Source organism: Bathymodiolus thermophilus thioautotrophic gill symbiont (assembly GCF_003711265.1).
Lineage (GTDB): Bacteria > Pseudomonadota > Gammaproteobacteria > PS1 > Pseudothioglobaceae > Thiodubiliella.
In genome coordinates, this window is sequence record NZ_CP024634.1 from 958,814 (window position 1) to 978,258 (window position 19,445).

At 39.5% G+C, this 19,445-nt stretch carries 18 protein-coding genes; 2 read left to right on the plus strand and 16 right to left on the minus strand.

The genetic code is table 11. The features are described 5' to 3' along the window. Window positions 1-164: 164 nt before the first annotated feature. The 16 genes from MS2017_RS03535 to rpsF form a co-directional block, all read right to left on the minus strand. A complete protein-coding gene (locus MS2017_RS03535) occupies window positions 165-2,684 on the minus strand; it encodes an autotransporter outer membrane beta-barrel domain-containing protein (protein ID WP_071564044.1) in 2,520 nt (839 codons plus the stop codon). A gap of 342 nt (window positions 2,685-3,026) precedes the next feature. After that, complete coding sequence (locus tag MS2017_RS03540; RefSeq protein WP_122951283.1) at window positions 3,027-3,413, minus strand: hypothetical protein; 387 nt, start codon at window positions 3,411-3,413, stop codon at window positions 3,027-3,029. Between the two features lie 379 nt (window positions 3,414-3,792). Then, window positions 3,793-6,135, minus strand: coding sequence for a cadherin repeat domain-containing protein (locus MS2017_RS03545; protein WP_122951284.1), 2,343 nt, complete (start codon window positions 6,133-6,135; stop codon window positions 3,793-3,795). 465 nt (window positions 6,136-6,600) lie between these two features. Next, window positions 6,601-7,605 (minus strand): IS5 family transposase, encoded by a 1,005-nt coding sequence (locus MS2017_RS03550; protein ID WP_122950936.1) that lies wholly within the window; start codon window positions 7,603-7,605, stop codon window positions 6,601-6,603. A 277-nt stretch (window positions 7,606-7,882) separates the two neighbouring features. Continuing rightward, window positions 7,883-9,277: a ribosome biogenesis GTPase Der gene (der, locus tag MS2017_RS03555; protein ID WP_071563549.1), complete on the minus strand. Its 1,395-nt coding sequence runs from the start codon at window positions 9,275-9,277 to the stop codon at window positions 7,883-7,885. 7 nt (window positions 9,278-9,284) lie between these two features. Then, window positions 9,285-9,902, minus strand: a complete 618-nt coding sequence (locus MS2017_RS03560; protein WP_071563548.1) for a YfgM family protein — start codon at window positions 9,900-9,902, stop codon at window positions 9,285-9,287. 6 nt (window positions 9,903-9,908) lie between these two features. Then, window positions 9,909-11,174 (minus strand): histidine--tRNA ligase, encoded by a 1,266-nt coding sequence (gene hisS / locus MS2017_RS03565; protein ID WP_122951285.1) that lies wholly within the window; start codon window positions 11,172-11,174, stop codon window positions 9,909-9,911. Window positions 11,175-11,237: 63 nt separating this feature from the next. Beyond that, on the minus strand, window positions 11,238-11,378 hold the full coding sequence (locus MS2017_RS11140; protein WP_158009443.1) for a hypothetical protein: 141 nt from the start codon (window positions 11,376-11,378) through the stop codon (window positions 11,238-11,240). After that, window positions 11,347-12,255, minus strand: a complete 909-nt coding sequence (locus MS2017_RS03570) for a 5'-nucleotidase (protein ID WP_122951286.1) — start codon at window positions 12,253-12,255, stop codon at window positions 11,347-11,349. The genes MS2017_RS11140 and MS2017_RS03570 overlap by 32 nt, the downstream gene beginning before the upstream one ends. After that, window positions 12,240-12,704 (minus strand): DUF1249 domain-containing protein, encoded by a 465-nt coding sequence (locus tag MS2017_RS03575; RefSeq protein WP_071565115.1) that lies wholly within the window; start codon window positions 12,702-12,704, stop codon window positions 12,240-12,242. The genes MS2017_RS03570 and MS2017_RS03575 overlap by 16 nt, the downstream gene beginning before the upstream one ends. Beyond that, window positions 12,695-13,393: a metallophosphoesterase family protein gene (locus MS2017_RS03580; RefSeq protein WP_122951287.1), complete on the minus strand. Its 699-nt coding sequence runs from the start codon at window positions 13,391-13,393 to the stop codon at window positions 12,695-12,697. Before MS2017_RS03580 ends, MS2017_RS03575 begins: the two co-directional genes overlap by 10 nt. Window position 13,394: 1 nt before the next feature. Continuing rightward, on the minus strand, window positions 13,395-14,441 hold the full coding sequence (gene alr / locus MS2017_RS03585; protein ID WP_122951288.1) for an alanine racemase: 1,047 nt from the start codon (window positions 14,439-14,441) through the stop codon (window positions 13,395-13,397). Window positions 14,442-14,453: 12 nt separating this feature from the next. Continuing rightward, a complete protein-coding gene (gene dnaB, locus MS2017_RS03590; protein ID WP_071565112.1) occupies window positions 14,454-15,902 on the minus strand; it encodes a replicative DNA helicase in 1,449 nt (482 codons plus the stop codon). Window positions 15,903-16,019: 117 nt separating this feature from the next. After that, entirely contained in the window at window positions 16,020-16,475 is a 456-nt protein-coding gene (gene rplI / locus MS2017_RS03595) for a 50S ribosomal protein L9 (RefSeq protein ID WP_071565111.1), read from the minus strand. 9 nt (window positions 16,476-16,484) lie between these two features. Continuing rightward, the gene (gene rpsR, locus MS2017_RS03600) at window positions 16,485-16,739 is read right to left on the minus strand and encodes a 30S ribosomal protein S18 (protein ID WP_071565110.1); all 255 of its coding nucleotides are present in this window, start codon (window positions 16,737-16,739) and stop codon (window positions 16,485-16,487) included. 9 nt (window positions 16,740-16,748) lie between these two features. Next, window positions 16,749-17,096, minus strand: a complete 348-nt coding sequence (gene rpsF, locus MS2017_RS03605; RefSeq protein WP_071565109.1) for a 30S ribosomal protein S6 — start codon at window positions 17,094-17,096, stop codon at window positions 16,749-16,751. Window positions 17,097-17,622: 526 nt separating this feature from the next. On the opposite strand from rpsF, the gene MS2017_RS03610 reads away from it, so the two are divergent. After that, window positions 17,623-19,071, plus strand: coding sequence for a class I SAM-dependent DNA methyltransferase (locus MS2017_RS03610; protein ID WP_122951289.1), 1,449 nt, complete (start codon window positions 17,623-17,625; stop codon window positions 19,069-19,071). Next, window positions 19,068-19,445: a RhuM family protein gene (locus MS2017_RS03615; protein WP_122951290.1), complete on the plus strand. Its 378-nt coding sequence runs from the start codon at window positions 19,068-19,070 to the stop codon at window positions 19,443-19,445. Before MS2017_RS03610 ends, MS2017_RS03615 begins: the two co-directional genes overlap by 4 nt.

Here is a 19,445-nt window from a genome sequence, read left to right on the forward strand (position 1 = left end):
CAAAGTGTTTTTTCAAAAAAAAGCCCCGTGAAAATGGGACTTTTTTTTGAGTGAAACTTTGGTTAAGACTCCCGTATTAGGTAAATATTAATTTGAGGGTAACTTTCACTCATTTGTAAATTTTGCCCTTTATTCAACATCCATGTCAAATAAAGACACCTCATTTAGAACTTCCAGCGGAGGGTGCCTTCGATGATGTTGCTGTAGGCTTCGTTGTTGGTGGATTGGATGCGTTGGTAGTTGACGGAGGTACTGGTATCGCCTTCTTGATAATCAATGCCGATTTTTAGTTCGATTTCTTGTTTGGCATTTTGACTGAGATAGTCCTCTTCGTCGTCATTTTGACCGAGGTTGGCTTTGTATTCTACAGAGAGAAAATGGTTCAGTTTGCTGTTTTGGTAAGCGACTTCATTGTTGATGTCGATGCCAATAGCGAAGTTGTTGTCAGTGGCCGTTTCGGAAGTAAGGATGTTGTCGGTTATTTTGATGCTGTTGATGTCGTAGCGGAGGAAGGGAGACAGGTTAAATTCGTCTGTTTGTAGGTTGGCACGGTAGGCGATGCTAGCGAATAAGCTATTACTGTTTTGATTAATAACATTGGTTTTGTGCGCCCCTTGGGTGATGCCAAGGATGGCTTCGATGCTATTTTGTTTGTCAATTTCTAATGCACCGTAGCTGGAGAGACTCCATTGGTTGGTGTCCACATCGCCTGAGAAATCGTTGCCTGTAACGGTGCGCTCTTCTTTGCCGAAACCGAGGGAGAAGCCGAGGGTTGTGTCTCGGTTTAGTTGTTTGTCAATGCCAATATTAAAGGATTTTAGACTGAATTTAGTTTTGTCTGTGTTTTCTCCGTTGCTTTCACCGATGACGATTTTGGCACTCGTCCAAGTGTCCCAAGAGTTGATTTTGGGAATTGGGGTTTTGATGGTGTTGTTGAGTTCATTGGCGTTTAATATATGGTTAACGAGAGTGTTGGTTTGGGTATCGGCAAAATTGACTTGGATGCCTTCGGCAAAGCCATTGGCGTCAAAGTTGCTGCGTTTGTTTTGTTGGTGACGGAGGTAGGATAATCTGCTAATGATGGTTTTGCTAACACGAGAGAGTAGGATTTTAACGGCAGCTTTGCTTTCTTTGCGTATGGCTGCAGCTTTGGCAATGGCTGTGGTTTCGGCGTTGTTGACAGTAACGGTGGTAGTGGTTTCAATAGTTTGTCCATCGCCTGTTGCAACCACTTTAAAGGTGAAGGTTTCACCCTCCATGACTGGGGTGGTGGTAAAGCTGATAGTTGGGGTGTTTGTTAAGTCTTTATTAAGCGGCGTGCCAGTGGTTTGTGTCCATGTGTAAGTTATTTCGCTGTCAACATCATCAGCGTGAGCAGTTAAGGTAACGATTTTGCCAGTGTCGATTTTGCCACCGCCAGTGATGATTAGGTTGGTTGGGGCTTCGTCGATATTTGTTAGAGTAACAGTGATGGTTTTGGTTGCAGTTTCATCACCTTTGGTGGCTTTTATATTGACGCTGTAAGTTTTACTGTCTTTTTCTTTTTCGTAGTCGGTGGCTTTAAAAGTTAGGTCGTTGCCATTTATGGTAAATCTACTTGCATCTGCACCCTCTACAATAACAAAGGTTGCACCTTCTTTGTTGGCAACCAAAGTTATTATTTTATCTGCATTTTCAGGTGTGACAATGTTATCGGTAATAATGGTGAGCGCACGAGTAATTGTTACACTGATACTGACTTCAGTTGTTTTGTTGTCAGTGTCAGTAACGGTTACTTTAAAGGTAAGGGTTTTCCCACTCATGGCATCGGTGGGGGTAAAGGTGGCAGTGGCAGTGTTGGCGTTTGCAAGAGTAACGGAAGGAGTGCCAGCAGTTTGCGTCCATTGGTAAGTTAAGGCGTTGTCGTCGCCGTCGGGGTCGGTGGCTGCGGCTTCAAGGGTAACTTGGGTAATGGTTTGTTTCTTGCTAACATTGACGGATGGCTTTTGTTGTAGTGGGGTGTCGTTAACGGTAATGGTAATGGTTTGTTCGGCGTTTTGGTTGACTCTGGTGCCGGTGGTGGCTTTGATTTTGACGGTGTAGGATGTTGTGTTGGTGTTGGTAGCGTTGAAGGTTAAGGTGTTGTTGTTGAGGCTGAATAAGCCACTGCTATCTTCGGTAATGCTAAAAATAGCAGCAGGGTCAATGGCAGTGAGAAGGTGGTTAAAAATAGAGCCTTTATTGGTGTTAAGGGCACTGTCCGAGGTAATCACAAGTTTGGCAAAAATAAAATTAAACTTTATGTAATCTTGAACAGCGCTATTATTTGTATTTTTGGCTAATATGGCAGTAAGGATTAGAGTGGCTGAATTGTTGCCACTCTCGTCGGCTTTCGCAAAACCGTTGTTAAGCTTAATTTTCATTTGTTGACTGTAATTAGAAACTGGATTTATAAGTTCTGTTTCAAAAACCCTACCTTGAACTGCTTCACCTACATAATATGTAGTGCCAGAATAGAGTGTTATTTTTATTGTGCTAGATGATGCGGGAAGTTTAACAGGTTGGTTAAAAGTAACGATCATCGTATTATCGCTTGTTCTTTCGACTTTTATAACGACTGGGTTTTGTGACTCATCAATGGCAAATGTTTGTGAGGCAAATAAAACCAATAAGGCGCTGACAATAAAGCGATTAAGTATATTCATAGTAAAACTCCTTGGGTTAGTAATTAAATTTTTAAGTAATGGCAAATGAAAGCGTCATTACTATGAGTATTGACTGCTGTTGCTAATACATGGTTGGATTATAGTATTATATTATCCATTTTTATTTTTGAAAATGGTATAAATGACGACTACAACATATCCAAGTGTTAAATTATCCCATAAAAACATTTTTTTATTTGAGTTTCCTATATTGGACATGTGTCTAATGTAGGAGGCCTCATTGCGGATATATCTATTTTTTCCTTAGAGATATTTTCTTAAAAAAAAGCCCCGTGAGAACAGGGATTTTTTATTCATATTCCCACGCCGTGGGGATGTGCATTAGCGTGTGGAGCGTTTTTTATAGCCATCGCCACAATCGGCTTTACCAGGTTGATCGTCATCCAGTAGGCAAAGGGTAAATCTGGCTACGATTGGCTTGGAGTCAAATACCATTGAGACGGGCTTACCTGCTTGGTAGCCTGGGTATGTTTCGCAGAATTCTGGGTGGAGGGTTTTGATGTATTCAATGGGTTTTTTGCTGGTTTTTTTGTCCGTTTGAGTTGGGCATTTTGCTAGGAGTGGGAAGCCACCAAAGTCTGCTAAAGTGAATACTGATCCAGTATGGTCAATGAGTGTTACGATGACGCCAGAGCCGCCTTCGTTTAGGTAAAGTTTTTCGCTCCAGTCGGGGTTAAGGTTGACGAAGGTTTGTTTGGGCGTTTGCATAAGTGTTTTTTTTCATTGCATGCACCTAATAAAAGCACTGATACTAGAACTAAAATTGAAGTAATGTTTTGTTTTGTTTTGTTTGCATTGTCATTGTGCTTTTTGTTGAATAATAGTAGGCAATTTTTACATAAAAATTAATGTCTTATGCATGACCCTTAAATTGAGACCTTTGTATAAATATGAATAATCATCAAGAGTCCTCGTTTCACCCACTTGGTAATTTTTTAAACCCAGTCTTAGCCCTGCTAGGACAAGGTTTAAGAAAATCACCAAGTGGGTGAAAATTGAATTTTGCTAATCATCCATATTTATGCAAAGGTCTCTTATTGATTTTTTTATCATTCCTCATGCTAAAAACTTTGCTTGATTTATCTACTCAGCGGATAAGTCGCCGTTTTCTTCTGATTAAATAATAAGCACCTAATATCATCAGCAGGATAAAGCCCATATCAAATCTAGCAGGTGCATTAGGGTTATAAACACAACCGCCACCACTGCTAGCAGGCGTTGCTATTGAAATAGTGCTTTCAACTACGCCATTGGCTTGACCACCATCGGTGTCGTTTTCGCCGCCATCTTTGATGGTTAATTTAAGGCAAGTTGCACCTACGATTAATCCAGTTTTCCAAGTGCTATCATTGGTGCAAGTGTTGTCTGTACTAGATTCAATTGTATTCTCAGTGTCAACTATAAAATTATCCCAACCACTTGTCAACGAATATTTACGCAACTCTGCATCCTTAGGAATTGCAGTAGTAAGTTCAATAATCACTTGAGTGGAGGCACCAACGGCACTTAAGCCTTCAACTATATAGTCATAGATATCGCCAGTGGTTGCCGTATCACTGGCGTTGTTGGTTAGTTTGTTGTCTGCTATATATTGTTTCACTTGTTCAAGGGTTAAACGCCCAGAATCTTTGCCCATGATGCCTAATAATACTCTAGGTTTTCCTGAGTTTGAATTTGAATTTGGGTTTGGACTTGTATTTATATCTATATCTGGATTCAAATTGGTGATGGTTTTACCCTCACCTGCTTGGATTTTATTGCCTGCGGTATTGTTGTCTTTGTTATTGGGGATGCCATCGTTGTCACTGTCGTTGTTATTACTGTCGACATCGCCTGCAATCAATTTAAGTTTCAAAACTCTTGTTGATGAATGCAGGTCATCGTTCTTAGCCTCTAATTTAATGGTCAAAATACCAGGTTCTATGTTGGCGGGGTCAAAAGAAAAAATTGTATTGGCGCTTGTGCCAGTAACATTAGACTTACTCCAATCGTAAGTGTTTGCAGTTACCAAGGCGTTTACGGTAACTGTTCCGCCATTTTTACTAATCAGCCGACCACTATTTCCACCTTGGGTTACGATGAATTGCTTGACTACTGGAGTGATGTTTGTATTAACGGCATTAAAGGCAATGTTAAAGTTTTCTGTAGAGGTTGAAGTGCCATCTCTGACAGTGATAGAGATGCGTATTGGAGATGTGAATATTTTTGCAGTTGTGGCAACACTAGATTTGACTTTTAGTTGATTGCCAGTAATTAAAAACCAACTGCTAGGATTGACCCTGTAGGTTAATTTGCTATTGTCTGTATCTACATCCGTTGCAGACAAGATGCCTACGATTGCACCAGCAGTTGCGTTGAGTGCAATGCTTACTCTAGTTAGGACAATGTTGGTGGGGGCAGTATCGTCAATGTTGCCGACTGTAAAATTGAATTTTCGATCAAAACTGTGATGGTTGCCATCGGTTACGGTAATGGTGGTGCTGAAACTGGTGGCACTCTCATAGTCTAAAGCAGCGTTGAGTTTGAGTTTGCCACCGTTAATGCTCAATATGGCATTGCTACTGGTATAGGTAAAAGTGTTGTTAGTATCGGCATCAGTGGCAGAGAGGGTGCCTAATTCAGTGCCAATGGCGGTGTTTTCATTGATGGTGAGATTGTCTTTTAAGGTGATAGCAGTAGAGGTTTCTTCATTGATGGCGAAGGTAATGGCAGTAGGAGTTTCATCGTTGAGGTCAATAAGCTTAACGGTAATAGTTTGTTCGGCATTCTCATTATTTGTATTGTTTTCAGCTTTGATTTTGACAGTATAGGATTTTTTGTTGCTTTCAAAGTCGGTAGTGGTGCCGTTGAATTTTAGGGTGGCGTTATTAGTGCCACTGAGGCTGAATAAACCGTCGGTATTTTCAATAATTCTGAAAGTGGCAGTATCGCTGGCGGCGAGAGTGTGGATAAGTTCGGTACCTTCGTTGGCATTAAGAGTATTGACGGAGATAAAGCTAAAGTGATAAAGAGAAAGATTGGTAACACTATGAGCATCAGTCATCCATTCAGTAGGATTAGAGTTATTGCTCCAGCCATAACTACGAACACGCATTTCATCAATAGTCGTTATATTGTCATTGTCCATATCAACAAGTTCTACTACTTCCATTTCCCATGCAATAGCATAGCCTTTGGTATTTGGATTGACAGCAACGACTGTTCTAGAATGTTCGCTATTACTAGTGCCCACATAAATTTTTCCATTCGTTTTCATGTATATTCCATAATTGGCATTGGGATCCCTCCCCTTAACAGGCTGATCGTGCGTAATGGTAAGTGTAGTCAAACCTGTTCTTTCAATTTTTATAACCTTTGGGATAATGGCAAATGCTTGCGAGGCAAATAACATTAATAACGAAGTGACAATAAAACGATTAAGTGTGTTCATAATAAATCTCCTAAATTAACAGACAATAAGTAATGGCGAATAAAGTCGCATGTTATAAGCGTTGTATTTTCTTTGGGTAGTGTCATAACGAGCGAATCAAGTTCTAGGTGGATTTGTTATTGTGTGAGCGTTGACGAAAATTGGAAAGCCATTAGCATAGTGCAACATATTCATTTAATAAATTATTCCATATAAACGAATAGCCGTGTAAGTTTTTTTGTCAAATGAGGGGTGCAGGTATTCACAAGTAGGGCTGGTAAACTTATTTCTACTTGAGACCTTTAAGACCCCTGCATAGCACCCTAAAACCAACCATCAAAACCCAAAACCCTCAATTTTTGACTTTTCAAAGTCAAAAAACATATAAAATCCAGCTTTCATTAAAAAAATCATCAATATCAACTATAAATCGCTCATTTTTTACTCTTTTTTGTACTGTTTCCACAAAAAAAGACACAATAATCCCTAGGTTGTATTTAATCCCTTGTTAATATAAACATTCGCCGCTCTAACTAGATTATAAGCAATAGCTTTAAGATTAACTTCGCTGGCAACTTTCTCTAAACCAATATAACGACTTCTTGCCAAACCATAAGTGCGTTTGAGCGTACCAAAGGTGCGTTCAACCACAAACCTTCTTTTGCTGATTGCTTTATTGCGTAATTTATTCCAATGACTCATTTGCTTGCCTTTGGGTTTTTTGCGCATAATACCATCTCTTAACTTTTGTGCTTTAAGTGCTTCACTATTAGCTTGAGAGGCTGCTCCTTTGTCGTATAAAACTCTTACGCCTTTTTGATTGCCTGCCTGTTTAACATTTTCTTCAAAATGAGTCATTTCACTATCATTAGCAGGGTGCGTAGTGGCTTTGTTAATTAATCCATTGGCATCAGTTGTTACTACTGATGAATATCCATAAGTGTATTTTCCCGCCTTAAATGTCCATCTTGCATCTTTATCATCTGAATATTGAATTGGGTTACTATCAATCTCATAAACCTCACCAGTTTTGTGTGTTGTAATAATCTTCTTAGTGCGTCTAGCACTTTGAATTAAGGTTGCATCCATGGCAACATGTTTGCCATTAGAGAGTTTGAGTTGATTGTTCTCAAGCATAAGATTGATGCTACTCAAAAGTCTATCAAATAGATTTTGTTTGATTAGTTTGGTTCTAAATCTGCCAATGGTTGTAGCATCAGGTTTGTTGCCACTTAGGCTAAAGTTGCAAAAGTTAATAAAGACTAAATCTCTACTAAGACTATCAGCCAACTTCTCATCAGAGAGATTGTGCCATGTGCCTATTAATAGCGCTTTAAACAGACTAACAGCAGAATAGTCAACTTTAATATGAGACAGATCTTTGGCTATAACTTCCCAATCGATAACTTTGTTAATGATGTCTAGTTGGGAGTTTGGTATGTTGATAAAACTATCAGCAAAGGTTTGTTCTTGAGTGGTTTTAACTCGCATTTTTTTGTAAGTGTCTGATAATTATAGTATTTTATCATAAATGCTAATGTTTGCATAAGGTTTTGAGGGTTGATTTGTGATTTTTTGTTGGGTTTTTTAGTTTAATGCAGGGGTCTTCCTTTGCATAAATATGGATGATTGGCAGAATTCAATTTTTGCCAACTTTTGATGGTGTATGCATTTCCATACACAGTACAAGAACGAGGCGTATAAAAAATAAATTTTGTACCTTTTGATTGGGGTGATGAGTTGTTGCTAATGACAATATAAGACCAGCTTATTTCTTTTTAATGAACTTCATTAAACGGCGTCTTTTGGCGATTTGTCTGGCGTTCAGTTCATTCTTTTTGCCTTTAAATGGATTGTCTCCACTTTTGTATTCGATTTTTAAGGGGGTGTTGGTAAGTTTTAATGCGTCAATGAAGAAGTTTTTTAAATAGCGGTCATAGGCATTGGGAACGCTTTTTAAGTGGTTGCCGTGGAAGGTTAATGTGGGTGGGAATATGTCAGTTTGATTGACATATTTAACTTTGAGCCTTCTGCCTTTTACGGGTGGGGGCTGGTGTCCAGTGTTGGCTTTTTCGAGGATTTTGTTTAATACTGGGGTGCTAAATTCGGTGCCAGCATTGGTATAGGCTTTGGTGATGGGGGCGAATAATTTACCAACGCCTGAGCCATGGAGTGCGGAAATATAATGTACGCTGGCGTAATTGACAAAAGACAATTTAACTTCTAATTTGCGTTTTACTTCTTGTTTTTGATATTCATCTAAGCCATCCCATTTGTTAATGGCAATCAATAAGGCTCGACCGCGTTCAGCAATCATTCCTAATAAGGTGGCATCTTGCTCGGTAACGCCTTCGTGAGCGTCAAGGATTAGTATTACTACATGAGAGCGCTCTAGGGCTTCGCGTGCTTTGATAATGGAGAATATTTCAATTTTTTCATGTGTGGAACGCTTGCGACGAATGCCTGCGGTGTCGATTAAGGTGTATTTTTGCCCTTCGCGTTCAAAGGGGATGTAGATGCTGTCACGGGTTGTGCCGGGTAAATCAATTGCCAAAACACGCTCTTCCCCTAGAATACGATTGATTAAAGTGGATTTGCCTACATTGGGTCTGCCGAGGACGGCAACGGCGATGCCTTCTACTGTTTCTGTTTCTTCCTCTACTTCTATTGTGGGTAATAAAGGTAGGGTGTGATCAATCAAATCGCCAATGCCTTGTCCATGTTCTGCGGATATTAAGATAGGCTCGCCCATGCCTAATTCGTAAAATTCTGCTGCTAGGGATGGGTTGAGGCCTTCGGCTTTGTTGCACACCAAAACGATGTCTTTTTTGAGTTTTCTCAATTGTGCGGCAATCTCTCTATCTAAGCCAATTACCCCATCTCTACTGCTGACGATAAAGTAAATAACATCGGATTCTTCTAGGGCATTTAGTACCTGTAATTGAATGCCGCTGTCAATGATATTGTCTTGATGGGTTAAGCCACCAGTGTCAATAATGGTGGCAAAAGTTTCACTGTCTTCGTCAAACAAAATCTCGGCGTATTGACGGTCTCGTGTTAGGCCTTCAAAATCAGAAACCAAGGCTTGGCGTGATTTGCTGAGACGATTGAAAAGCGTGGATTTGCCAACATTTGGGCGACCAACTAGGGAGATAATAGGCATAAAGGCTTTAGTCAATATCGCTGAGTTTGGTTTTAATTAAGTTTTTTAATTGAGACTTATCGGGCAATTGAGCAAGTGCTAATTGATAATGTTTTTTAGTGGCAGGAAGGTCATTTTTTACAAAGTACGCATCACCTTTAACATGATTGTATAAGGCATTAAATTCCTTGTCATCGTTGTCTTTTAATATTGAAAGTGCTTGGTCAGGATTGCCCATTTCTAAGTATAAATTGGCAATTCTGAGTTTTACAGTATGGGCAATGAATTTATCTTCATTGTCCACAAATGGCAGTAAATAATCTAAGGCACCTTGGTAATTGCCGTCGCTTACTGCTTGTTTTGCTAGGATTAAATTTGCTTGTTGTGAGTAGATGTTATCGGCATATTTTTCTTTTAAGGCATCGATGGCCTTTGCGTCACTAGGATTGTCAACCATTGCTAAATAGTAACTTCGTGCTTGCATGGTTTGCTTGTATTGTTGAGTGTTGTAATAATTAACCCCCCAGATTCCTGAAAGTCCTAGTGAGACACCAATAATAACTTGCGCTCCGTTCTTTTTGACCCACTTTTTAATTTGTTCGGCTTGTTCTTCTTCAGTTTTGCCTACTTCGATAAAATTCTTCATTTTTTTCTATCCTTTTTTGAAATATTGTATTGCATCTTCAAGGGACATTTGTTGTTGCTCACCTTGATTTTTTAAGGGCTTAATTGCCACTTCGTTGTTGTTTAACTCTTCTTCACCTAAAATAATCGCAAAATCTGCTCCAGCTTTGTCTGCTTTTTTAAATTGTGATTTGAAACTTCCCAGAGAGATGTCATTATAAAGGATTATCTCTGGTAATGCTTGTCGTAGTTGTTCGGCAATTTGTAATGATTTTAATTGCGCTTTGTCGCCTAATGCCACCATATAAATAGACAAAGGCGGGGTGCCAATTGTCAAACCTTGCGCTTGTAATAATAAAATTAAACGCTCCACCCCTAAGGCAAAACCAATGGCGGGGCAGGGCTTGCCTCCCATTTGTTCCACCAAACCATCATAACGACCCCCTGCACAAATCGTGCCTTGTGCGCCTAAATCGGTGGTTGTCCATTCAAATACGGTGCGATTGTAATAATCTAAGCCACGCACCAAGCGAGTGTTAATTTTATAAGTAATATTTAAACAATCCAAATAAGTTTTAAAGCTCTCAAAATGCTTGGCTGACGCTTCATCAAGGTGATCCATTAATTTCGGTGCGGCTTCAATTAAGCCACGCAAATCTTCATTTTTAGAGTCTAAAATCCTGAGTGGATTGGTCTTTAAGCGCCTGGTAGAATCTTCATCCAGTTGGTTTTTATGTTGGGTGAAATAATCCACTAATAGGGTGCGGTAATTTACTCGTGCCTCCGCCGAACCTAGGGTGTTGATTTCCAAAGTAACTTTTTTTAAACCTAAGTTTTGCCATAAGGTGTGGGTCATGGCGATGAGTTCAGCATCTATTTTGGCATTATCAACGCCAAAGACTTCTGCACCGATTTGGTGAAATTGGCGATAACGGCCTTTTTGCGGGCGTTCGTGGCGAAACATTGCACCTTGATAAAATACTTTTTGAATGCCTTCCCTGGGTAGATTGTGTTCAATCATTGCCCGTACTACGCTAGCAGTATTTTCAGGTCTGAGGCTTAATGAATCCCCGTTTGAATCTTTCCAAGTATACATTTCTTTTTCCACAATATCCGTTGCTTGCCCGATAGCCCGATGAAAAATATCGGTTTTTTCTACCACAGGTGTACGGATATTTTTAAAACCATAAGACATAAACAAATCAATGATTGTTTTTTCCAACGACAGCCACAAAGTAGAATCCTTTGGCAGGATGTCGTTCATTCCTCGAATGGCATTGATTTTATTCGACATGATAAAATTTAAATAATAAAGTGCGCTTATTTTACTTTATGGAGCCTTGATGATTATTCCTATTTATGTGAGACCTTTGCATAAATATGGATGATTAGCAAAATTCAATTTTTGCCCACTTGGTAATTTTCTTAAACCTTGTCCTAGCAGGGCTAAGGCTGGGTTTAAGTCTCTATGTAAAGGTCTCTTTATTTGTAATTCCATTTGGCACATGCCCAGTGGAGACATATTGGGCGGCTGATTGACAATGTTTGTGCTGGTCGTCAAAGAAAATATCAGCACCAAATTTTTTCAAAAACATACCTTTGTCAAGCCCACCTAAAAAGAAAGATTCGTCAATACGAATATCCCAAGCACGCATGGTGTGGATAACCCGTTTGTGTGATGGTGCGCCTCTGGCGGTGACTAATGCGGTTCTGATGGGATTGTCTTGTTCTGGGAATGAAGATTGAATGTCGTGTAATGATTTTAAGAAGCATTTAAAAGGGCCTGATTTGAGTTCAACATTGGCAAATTTTTCTTCATTTTTTGAAAAAGCATCAATGCCATGTTGTTGATAAACTTTTTCTGCTTCATCGGAAAACAGCACTGCATCACCGTCAAAGGCGATGCGCAGTTGTTTTTTGTGGGTGTGTTTAGACCCCGTGCCAACTATTGAGGCGGCGGCAAAGCCAGATTCAAGTGCTTTTTGCACATCTTCATAATGACTGGAGAGGAACAAATCCGCTTCAAAGGCATCTAACAAAGTGTGCGTAGGTTCGCCACGGGTAAAGGCAGCCCGTTCAATTTTTAAGCCATAATGTTCGATTGAGTTAAAAATACGCAAACCCGTATCGGCACTGTTACGAGAGAGCAGAATAACATCAACAGGGTTGTTTTGGTTATTCAAAGCCAGTAGTTTCTTCACCAAAGTAAAACCAACACCCGGTTTTAACACCACATCTTCATTTTCTTGTTGATGTTTGGCGTATGCTTCAACCCCTGCTTGTTTGTAGATTTTGTGTGATTCATCCAAGTCAAACAATGCCCTTGATGAAATGGCAACAACCAATTTTCTTTTTGTATTTACAGTGTCTGCCATAACCTTCCTTGATATTTATCTAAACAATAATCTAACCACTTTTCCATAAAAGTATTAAGCTCCCATTGTATGTTCATATCGCTGCATTGTGCAAGATATGGGTGTGAATTATTCAGTGTGCTTTCATTGCAAACTGACAGCACTTCTAACAATTTGGCATCAAAAAATACTTTGAATTTAATATCAGGTCGATTGATTGCACCTGATTCTAACGCCAAGATGTGCGTGAGGATGAAAGTGCCTGTATAAGGCGTTCTTTCTTCAACAAACAAATACAGGTCTTGTTCGTTGTCGTGATATATTACGCTGTCGCGTGTGATTTCTTTTAGCGTGGGAAGCAGTTCTAAAATCTTTTGATAATTCAACTCAAACAAGGCCGAAACTTCTGAATAAGTTTTAGGATTGTGTTGCGTGTATAGGGATTTGAGGAAATTGTCTTCTATATCCATTGCGTTTTGTATTCCAAATGACCGTTATTGTTTAGCGTGTAATGATTAAAGCCAATGCGTTTTTCATCGGTAAATTGCACAGCAGTTGAAGGGCAGGCAATAATTTTTAAACCGTTTCTTTCAAATTCTGCTGCTTCGTGTGCATGGCCAAATAACACCGCTTGTATTTTAAGGTGTTTGTCTAAGACGGTAAACAAATCTTGTGGATTTTCTAGAGAAAGAGTATCGTCCCAAGTGCTACACATCGGCACAATGGGATGGTGTAATACCACAAGAATGTATTTGGCTTGTGAATTAGCCAGTTGTTGATCCAATTCAAGCAACACATCTTTTGTTAAATAACCACTGGTTTTTTTTGCTTGCACCGAATCAACGCTAATAATATCCCACACCCCCATTGATAGAGTGTTAAACAAGCAGGCTGAAAATACAGCAGCAAGATTGTGTGGATTATCGTGATTTCCTGCTAGGACAAAAATGTTGCTTTGAACAGGGGCAAGAAGTTCTTTTAATTTTTTGTAAGAAGTTAGCGTGCCATGATGGGTTAGGTCGCCACTAATCAATAAAGCGTCACTCTGCATGGGGGCGATTTTGTCAATAATATGTGTTAGATTTTGGTGTGTGTTGACCCCCATTGACTGTTCGGCGTCATCAATATGACAATCGCTGATTTGGATAAAATGCTTCATTTTATGTGCCACGAACAACAGACACACGGCCACTAATGCCCGTTAATAATTCATAACTAAGGGTATCGCTATATTGTGCCACAGTTTCAACCCGAAGTTTTTTATGCCCCCATAAAATGGCTGTATCGCCAATTGACACAGTTATATGGCTCACATCTATTGCTATCATATCCATAGAAACACGACCCACTAAGGGACACAGAATATCGTTTATCAATACTGGTGTGCCGTTTTTTGCATGTCGTGGATAGCCGTCGCCATAGCCAATGCCAATAATGGCAATTGTGGTTGACTGATCAGCAATCCAAGTTGAGCCATAGCCAACTGTTGCTCCTGCTTGAATGGTTTTAATGGCTGTTACCGGTGCAGACAATTGCATTACTGGTTGCAGATCGTGATCATTGTCTGCAAAAGGTGATGCACCGTAGAGCATAATGCCGGGGCGTATGAAATCAAAATGTGCGGCTGGATTTGACAAAATTGCTGCGGAATTTGCCATGGAGCGATTGTTGTTATTGTCGGTTAATTGCTTAAAGGTTTTTAGTTGCAATAAATTCATTGGATGGTTTAACTCATCTGCACAGGCAAAGTGACTCATAACGCCTTTAATGGTAATCAATGCATTGGATTCAAAATCAGGCAAACATTGTCGGTATTCGTCATGTGATAAGCCCAGTCTGTGCATACCTGTATCAATTTTTAGCCAAATGCCCAGTGCTTGCGTGTTGTGGTTAATTAATACGATTTGCGCAGGGTGGTGGATGACAATTTGACACTTTAAATCAATGGCTTGTTGCAATTCTTCAGAGGTGTAAACGCCTGATAATAACAAAATAGGTTGATCGGTTAGTTGTCGTAATTTCTGGACTTCTGACAATTCACTCACTGCCAATAGATCGGCATTTTCAATCAAAGGTGTTATTAAATTTAGGTGATGACCATAGGCGTTGGCTTTAACCATGGCGATGATTTTTGCTGACGATTTGTTTTTAACAATGGATAGGTTGTGCGTTAGTGCAGATTGGGAGATTAAGGCAACAGCAGGCATATTTTTTTAGCGTTAGAATTCTTCTGTTTCGAAGTTGGGTGCATTGTTGGCATCGGCAGCATCTATTTGCCAGTCTTCAGGTGCATTTTGCATTTGGTCGTCGGGGGCAAGATTTTCAAAGCGGGTGTATTCTCCAATCCACGACAATTTAATGTTGCCAGTTTCGCCATTACGGTGTTTGGCAATTTTTAAATCTGCTTTGCCAACTTCTTCGGGGTCGGAGTAACTTTCATCGTGATATTGCTCATCTCGGTAAACAAAGGCAATAATATCTGCATCTTGCTCAATCGAACCTGATTCACGCAAATCTGACATCTGTGGCATACGGCCTTTGCCTGCTTTGGGGCGTGATTCAACGCCACGATTAAGTTGCGATAGGGCGATGACGGGCACATTGATTTCTTTGGCCAATGCTTTTAACGATCTGGATATTTCAGAAATTTCTTGTACTCGATTTTCACTTTTCCCATGCACCGTCATTAATTGTAAATAATCCACCATAATAACAGCCAATTCGGGATATTGTCTTTTAACCCGACGGGCTTTTGCACGGATTTCTGTCGGTGTAATCGAAGGGGTTTCATCAATTAAGATGTTGTTTTTTTCCATGGCACTAATTGAGTGGCTAAAACTGTTCCAATCGGTTTCTGTCATTTCACCTGCACGGATTTTTTTGCTATCAATGTGTCCAAACGAGGAAATCATTCTAAGGATGAGTGCATCAATCGGCATTTCTAGCGAAAATACCAATACTGGCTTGCTTTGCTCAATAGCCACATTGCCGACAATGTTCATTGCCAATGCGGTTTTGCCCATAGAAGGACGACCTGCAATAATAATCAAGTCGCCTTTTTGTAAGCCTGAGGTTTTTTTGTCTAACTCGGTAAAACCTGTTTCCAATCCCGTTAACGAGCCCGCAGTTTCTGCCCATTCTTGCACTAAATTAACCACATCTTTGGCTTTGTCTTTGACATTGATAACCCCTTGCTTGCCACGGGTAATTTGTTCTGCAATTTCAAATATTTTTCTTTCAGATAAATCGATTAATTCTTGCAATTCAATGTCTTTTGGACGGTAAGCAGAATCGGCAATTTCTTGGCTAATGATAATCAATTGACGATAAACAGAAAGTTCACGCACATGCTGGGCGTAGGTTTTGATGTTTGAAATGCTGGGCGTGTTTTCAGCAATTTGTGCCAAATAAGCAAAACCACCCACCGTTTCTTCATCACCTGTTTTCTTAAGTCGCTCTTTAACCGTCAAAATATCCACAGGTTCACTGTGCTCTAATAACATGTGAATGGCATCAAAAATAACACGGTGCGAGGTGTTGTAAAAATCATCTGTTACCAATACATCTGCCACCTCATCCCAAGCCTCGTTATGTAGCAACAAGCCGCCGAGAACGGATTGCTCTGATTCAATAGAATTTGGTGGTACTTTAATGTTTTCGATGTTCATAATGGTTGGTAAGTATTTCTCTTGAAATAAAAAAAACCCTCAATAAGAGGGTTTTTATTTTAACTTAACTTGAGCTCGTTACCTTAAATTTTTAAAAGATAACGAACCACTGTTTTTTTACTGCTCATCTTCCGAGGCTTCAACAACAATCTTAATGTCAATGTCGATATTGGTGTGTAGCGTAATGCTAATATCGTATTCACCAATATGATGAATGGCTTCAGATAAGTTAATGTTGCGTTTTTCAACTTCGTGACCTAACTCAGCCAAGTTTGCCACAATATCTGCTGTGGTAATAGAGCCGAATAACTTGCCTTCTTCACTGGCATTGGCTTTGAGCATGCAAACCACACCCGCCATTGCTTCTGCTTTTTCTGTTGCCATTTTAACAGTGGCCATTTCTTTCGCTTCTAAGCCAGCCTTAATTGTTTCAAATTCAGCCATATTAGCCGCCGTTGCTGGCTTGGCTTTGCCTTGAGGGATTAAGAAGTTGCGTGCATAGCCAGATTTAACATTAGCAATGTCACCTAAGCCACCTAATTTACCAATTGTTTCTAATAAAATTACTTGCATGGTTAACTCCTATTTTTTATGTTTATCAGTGTAAGGAATCAATGCTAGAAATCTAGCACGCTTAATTGCAGTCGTTAATTGACGCTGAAACTTAGCACTGGTACCGGTCATTCTTGACGGGGTGATTTTGCCACCTTCGTCAATGTTCTTTAGTAACACATCTACTTCTTTGTAGTCAATTTCTTTAACGCCTGCTGCCGTAAAACGACAAAAAGTGTTGATTTTAATTTGAGGTCTGCGTTTTCTCTTTTGTTGCTTAGCCATAATAATCTCCTATCGCTTGTTTTTGTTCTCGTCTGAGTCTTTGGCAGTCATCATAACTGAAGGCTCAGTAATTGCCGCTTTTTTAGAAATGATTAAATTTCTTAAAACAGCATCGTTAAAACGGAAGTTATAATTTAATTTATCAAGTGTTTCTTGATTACATTCAATGTTAAACATTAAGTAATGCGCTTTATAAATTTTCTTGATTGGATAAGCGAGGTGTTTACGACCCCAGTCTTCTTCACGGTGGACGCTGCCACCGTCAGAAGTAATCATTTCTTTGTATTTGTCCAACATCGTGCCAACTTGTGAAGATTGGTCGGGATGCACAATTAGTGTAATCTCATAGTGTCTCATGAGTGTTTTCTCCTTATGGTTATTAAAAAAAATAGCCTGCCAAGTCAGCACTCGGTCAAGCAAGGGAAAGCGGATTATACCCTGTTTTATATTTTTATATTGAGACTTTTGTATAAATCATGGAGGATTGACAGTATTCAATTTTTGCCTTGCTTTTATTCTTCTAGGGGTGTGTGTTAGTCTAATTGGTGGTTTCTTTAAACCTTGTTTTGGTAGGGGGAGGAACGGTTATAAACCGTTCCCTACGGTTGGGTTTGTGCTTTGAGAGGGTTGTTTATATATGAGACTTTTGTGCAAATATGAATTATCGTCAACAATCTACTTTTTACTAAATTGGCAATTTTTTAAAGCCAGCCTTAGTCCTATTAGAACAAGGTTTAAGACAATCATCAAGTTGGCAAAAATTGAATTTTGTTAATCACCCACATTTATGCAAAGGTCTCCATAAAGGTTTCATAATTAGAGTATTTTGTTTTTATGTTATTGATATAATGCTTGCTTTCCCATTGGCACTACAATAAACCTTATGTTTGAACAAACTTTTAAAAATATAGACGACATCTTGCACAAGGATAGCGGTTGCGGCAGTGAATTAGATTATGTGGAGCAAACTTCGTGGATTTTATTCTTAAAATATTTAGACGATTTAGAAAAAGACAAGCACACCGCCGCAAAACTCTCAGGCACTACTTATCAGCAAATTATTGAGGAAAAATTTCAATGGCACCAGTGGGCTGCCCCTAAATTAGCAAACGACAAAATTGATCACAACGCAAAAACAGGTGATGACCTAGTAAATTTTGTCAACAACGAACTGTTTCCTTATTTTAAAAAATTTAAAGGCAACGCCATAAATGCCAACACCATTGAATATAAAATTGGTGAGATTTTTAGCGAATTAAAAAACCGCATTCAAAGCGGCTACAATTTACGCGAAGTGGTTAATTTAGTCAACGAATTACGCTTTAGAACCCACAAAGAAAAACACGAGATGAGTCATCTATATGAAGGCAAAATCAAAAATATGGGCAACGCTGGGCGCAATGGCGGCGAATATTACACCCCTCGCCCCCTGATCAAAACCATCATCAAAGTGGTCGCCCCCGTCATTGGCGATACTATTTATGACGGCGCCGTAGGTTCAGCAGGTTTTTTGGTAGAAGCCTTTGATTATCTAAACACCAAAGACCTGTCTGCCAGTCAAACCGACATTTTGCAAAAAAACACCTTTTACGGCAAAGAAAAAAAATCCCTCGCCTACATTATCGGCATTATGAATATGATTTTGCATGGCGTAGAAGCCCCCAATATCATTCACAGCAACACCCTCGCCGAAAATCTAGCAGACATCCAAGAAAAAGACCGCTACCAAGTTATTTTAGCCAATCCCCCTTTTGGCGGCAAAGAACGCAACGAAGTGCAACAAAACTTCCCAATTAAAACAGGCGAAACCGCCAGTTTATTCTTACAACACTTCATCAAAATTTTAAAAGCAGGCGGCAAAGCAGGCGTGGTCATTAAAAACACCTTCTTAAGCAATACCGACAACGCCTCCATCGCCCTGCGCAAAGAATTATTAACCTGCTGCAATTTACACACCGTCCTCGATTTACCCGGCGGCACCTTCACAGGCGCTGGCGTTAAAACCGTCGTCTTGTTTTTCGAAAAAGGCAAAGCCACACAAAAAACTTGGTTCTACCAACTCAATTTAGACAGAAACCTAGGCAAAACCAACCCACTCAACGAACAAGATTTAGCCGAATTTATCACCCTCCAAAAAACCCAAGCCAGCAGCGAAAACTCTTGGACACTAAACACCGCCGACCTTGATCAAAATACATTAGATTTATCCGCAAAAAACCCCAATACTCCCGAAGAAGCACCCCTTAGAGAGCCAAGCGAGATTTTAGAAAGTATGGCTAAATTGGATGAAGAAAGCCAATTGATTTTGGAAACAATCAAGGATTTAATATGAACAAACAACAAGACATTATTATTTATAACACGGCTGATGGCAAAGCTTCTGTTGCACTTTACGCCAAAGATGGTGTCGTTTGGATGAACCAAAATCAACTGGCAGAACTTTTTAACACCTCTAAGCAAAATATCAGCCTTCATATTGCAAATACATTAAAATACAATGAGTTACAACAAAAATCAGTTGTCAAGGATTACTTGACAACTGCCTCTGATGGCAAAAAATATAAGGTCGCTTTCTACGCTTTAGAAATGGTTTTAGCAGTTGGTTATCGTGTGAAAAGCATAAGAGGAGTACAATTTAGAACTTGGGCAACTGACACTCTAAAAAAATATAGAGTTAAAAGTTTTTTACAAACAATTAAAGAATAG

What these genes read in the sequence shown, in the direction of transcription:
- MS2017_RS03535 (WP_071564044.1), bottom strand. Translation starts at nt 2,684, where the DNA reads ATGAATATACTTAATCGCTTTATTGTCAGCGCCTTATTGGTTTTATTT.
- MS2017_RS03540 (WP_122951283.1), bottom strand. Translation starts at nt 3,413, where the DNA reads ATGCAAACGCCCAAACAAACCTTCGTCAACCTTAACCCCGACTGGAGC.
- MS2017_RS03545 (WP_122951284.1), bottom strand. Translation starts at nt 6,135, where the DNA reads ATGAACACACTTAATCGTTTTATTGTCACTTCGTTATTAATGTTATTT.
- MS2017_RS03550 (WP_122950936.1), bottom strand. Translation starts at nt 7,605, where the DNA reads ATGCGAGTTAAAACCACTCAAGAACAAACCTTTGCTGATAGTTTTATC.
- der (WP_071563549.1), bottom strand. Translation starts at nt 9,277, where the DNA reads ATGCCTATTATCTCCCTAGTTGGTCGCCCAAATGTTGGCAAATCCACG.
- MS2017_RS03560 (WP_071563548.1), bottom strand. Translation starts at nt 9,902, where the DNA reads ATGAAGAATTTTATCGAAGTAGGCAAAACTGAAGAAGAACAAGCCGAA.
- hisS (WP_122951285.1), bottom strand. Translation starts at nt 11,174, where the DNA reads ATGTCGAATAAAATCAATGCCATTCGAGGAATGAACGACATCCTGCCA.
- MS2017_RS11140 (WP_158009443.1), bottom strand. Translation starts at nt 11,378, where the DNA reads ATGGAATTACAAATAAAGAGACCTTTACATAGAGACTTAAACCCAGCC.
- MS2017_RS03570 (WP_122951286.1), bottom strand. Translation starts at nt 12,255, where the DNA reads ATGGCAGACACTGTAAATACAAAAAGAAAATTGGTTGTTGCCATTTCA.
- MS2017_RS03575 (WP_071565115.1), bottom strand. Translation starts at nt 12,704, where the DNA reads ATGGATATAGAAGACAATTTCCTCAAATCCCTATACACGCAACACAAT.
- MS2017_RS03580 (WP_122951287.1), bottom strand. Translation starts at nt 13,393, where the DNA reads ATGAAGCATTTTATCCAAATCAGCGATTGTCATATTGATGACGCCGAA.
- alr (WP_122951288.1), bottom strand. Translation starts at nt 14,441, where the DNA reads ATGCCTGCTGTTGCCTTAATCTCCCAATCTGCACTAACGCACAACCTA.
- dnaB (WP_071565112.1), bottom strand. Translation starts at nt 15,902, where the DNA reads ATGAACATCGAAAACATTAAAGTACCACCAAATTCTATTGAATCAGAG.
- rplI (WP_071565111.1), bottom strand. Translation starts at nt 16,475, where the DNA reads ATGCAAGTAATTTTATTAGAAACAATTGGTAAATTAGGTGGCTTAGGT.
- rpsR (WP_071565110.1), bottom strand. Translation starts at nt 16,739, where the DNA reads ATGGCTAAGCAACAAAAGAGAAAACGCAGACCTCAAATTAAAATCAAC.
- rpsF (WP_071565109.1), bottom strand. Translation starts at nt 17,096, where the DNA reads ATGAGACACTATGAGATTACACTAATTGTGCATCCCGACCAATCTTCA.
- MS2017_RS03610 (WP_122951289.1), top strand. Translation starts at nt 17,623, where the DNA reads ATGTTTGAACAAACTTTTAAAAATATAGACGACATCTTGCACAAGGAT.
- MS2017_RS03615 (WP_122951290.1), top strand. Translation starts at nt 19,068, where the DNA reads ATGAACAAACAACAAGACATTATTATTTATAACACGGCTGATGGCAAA.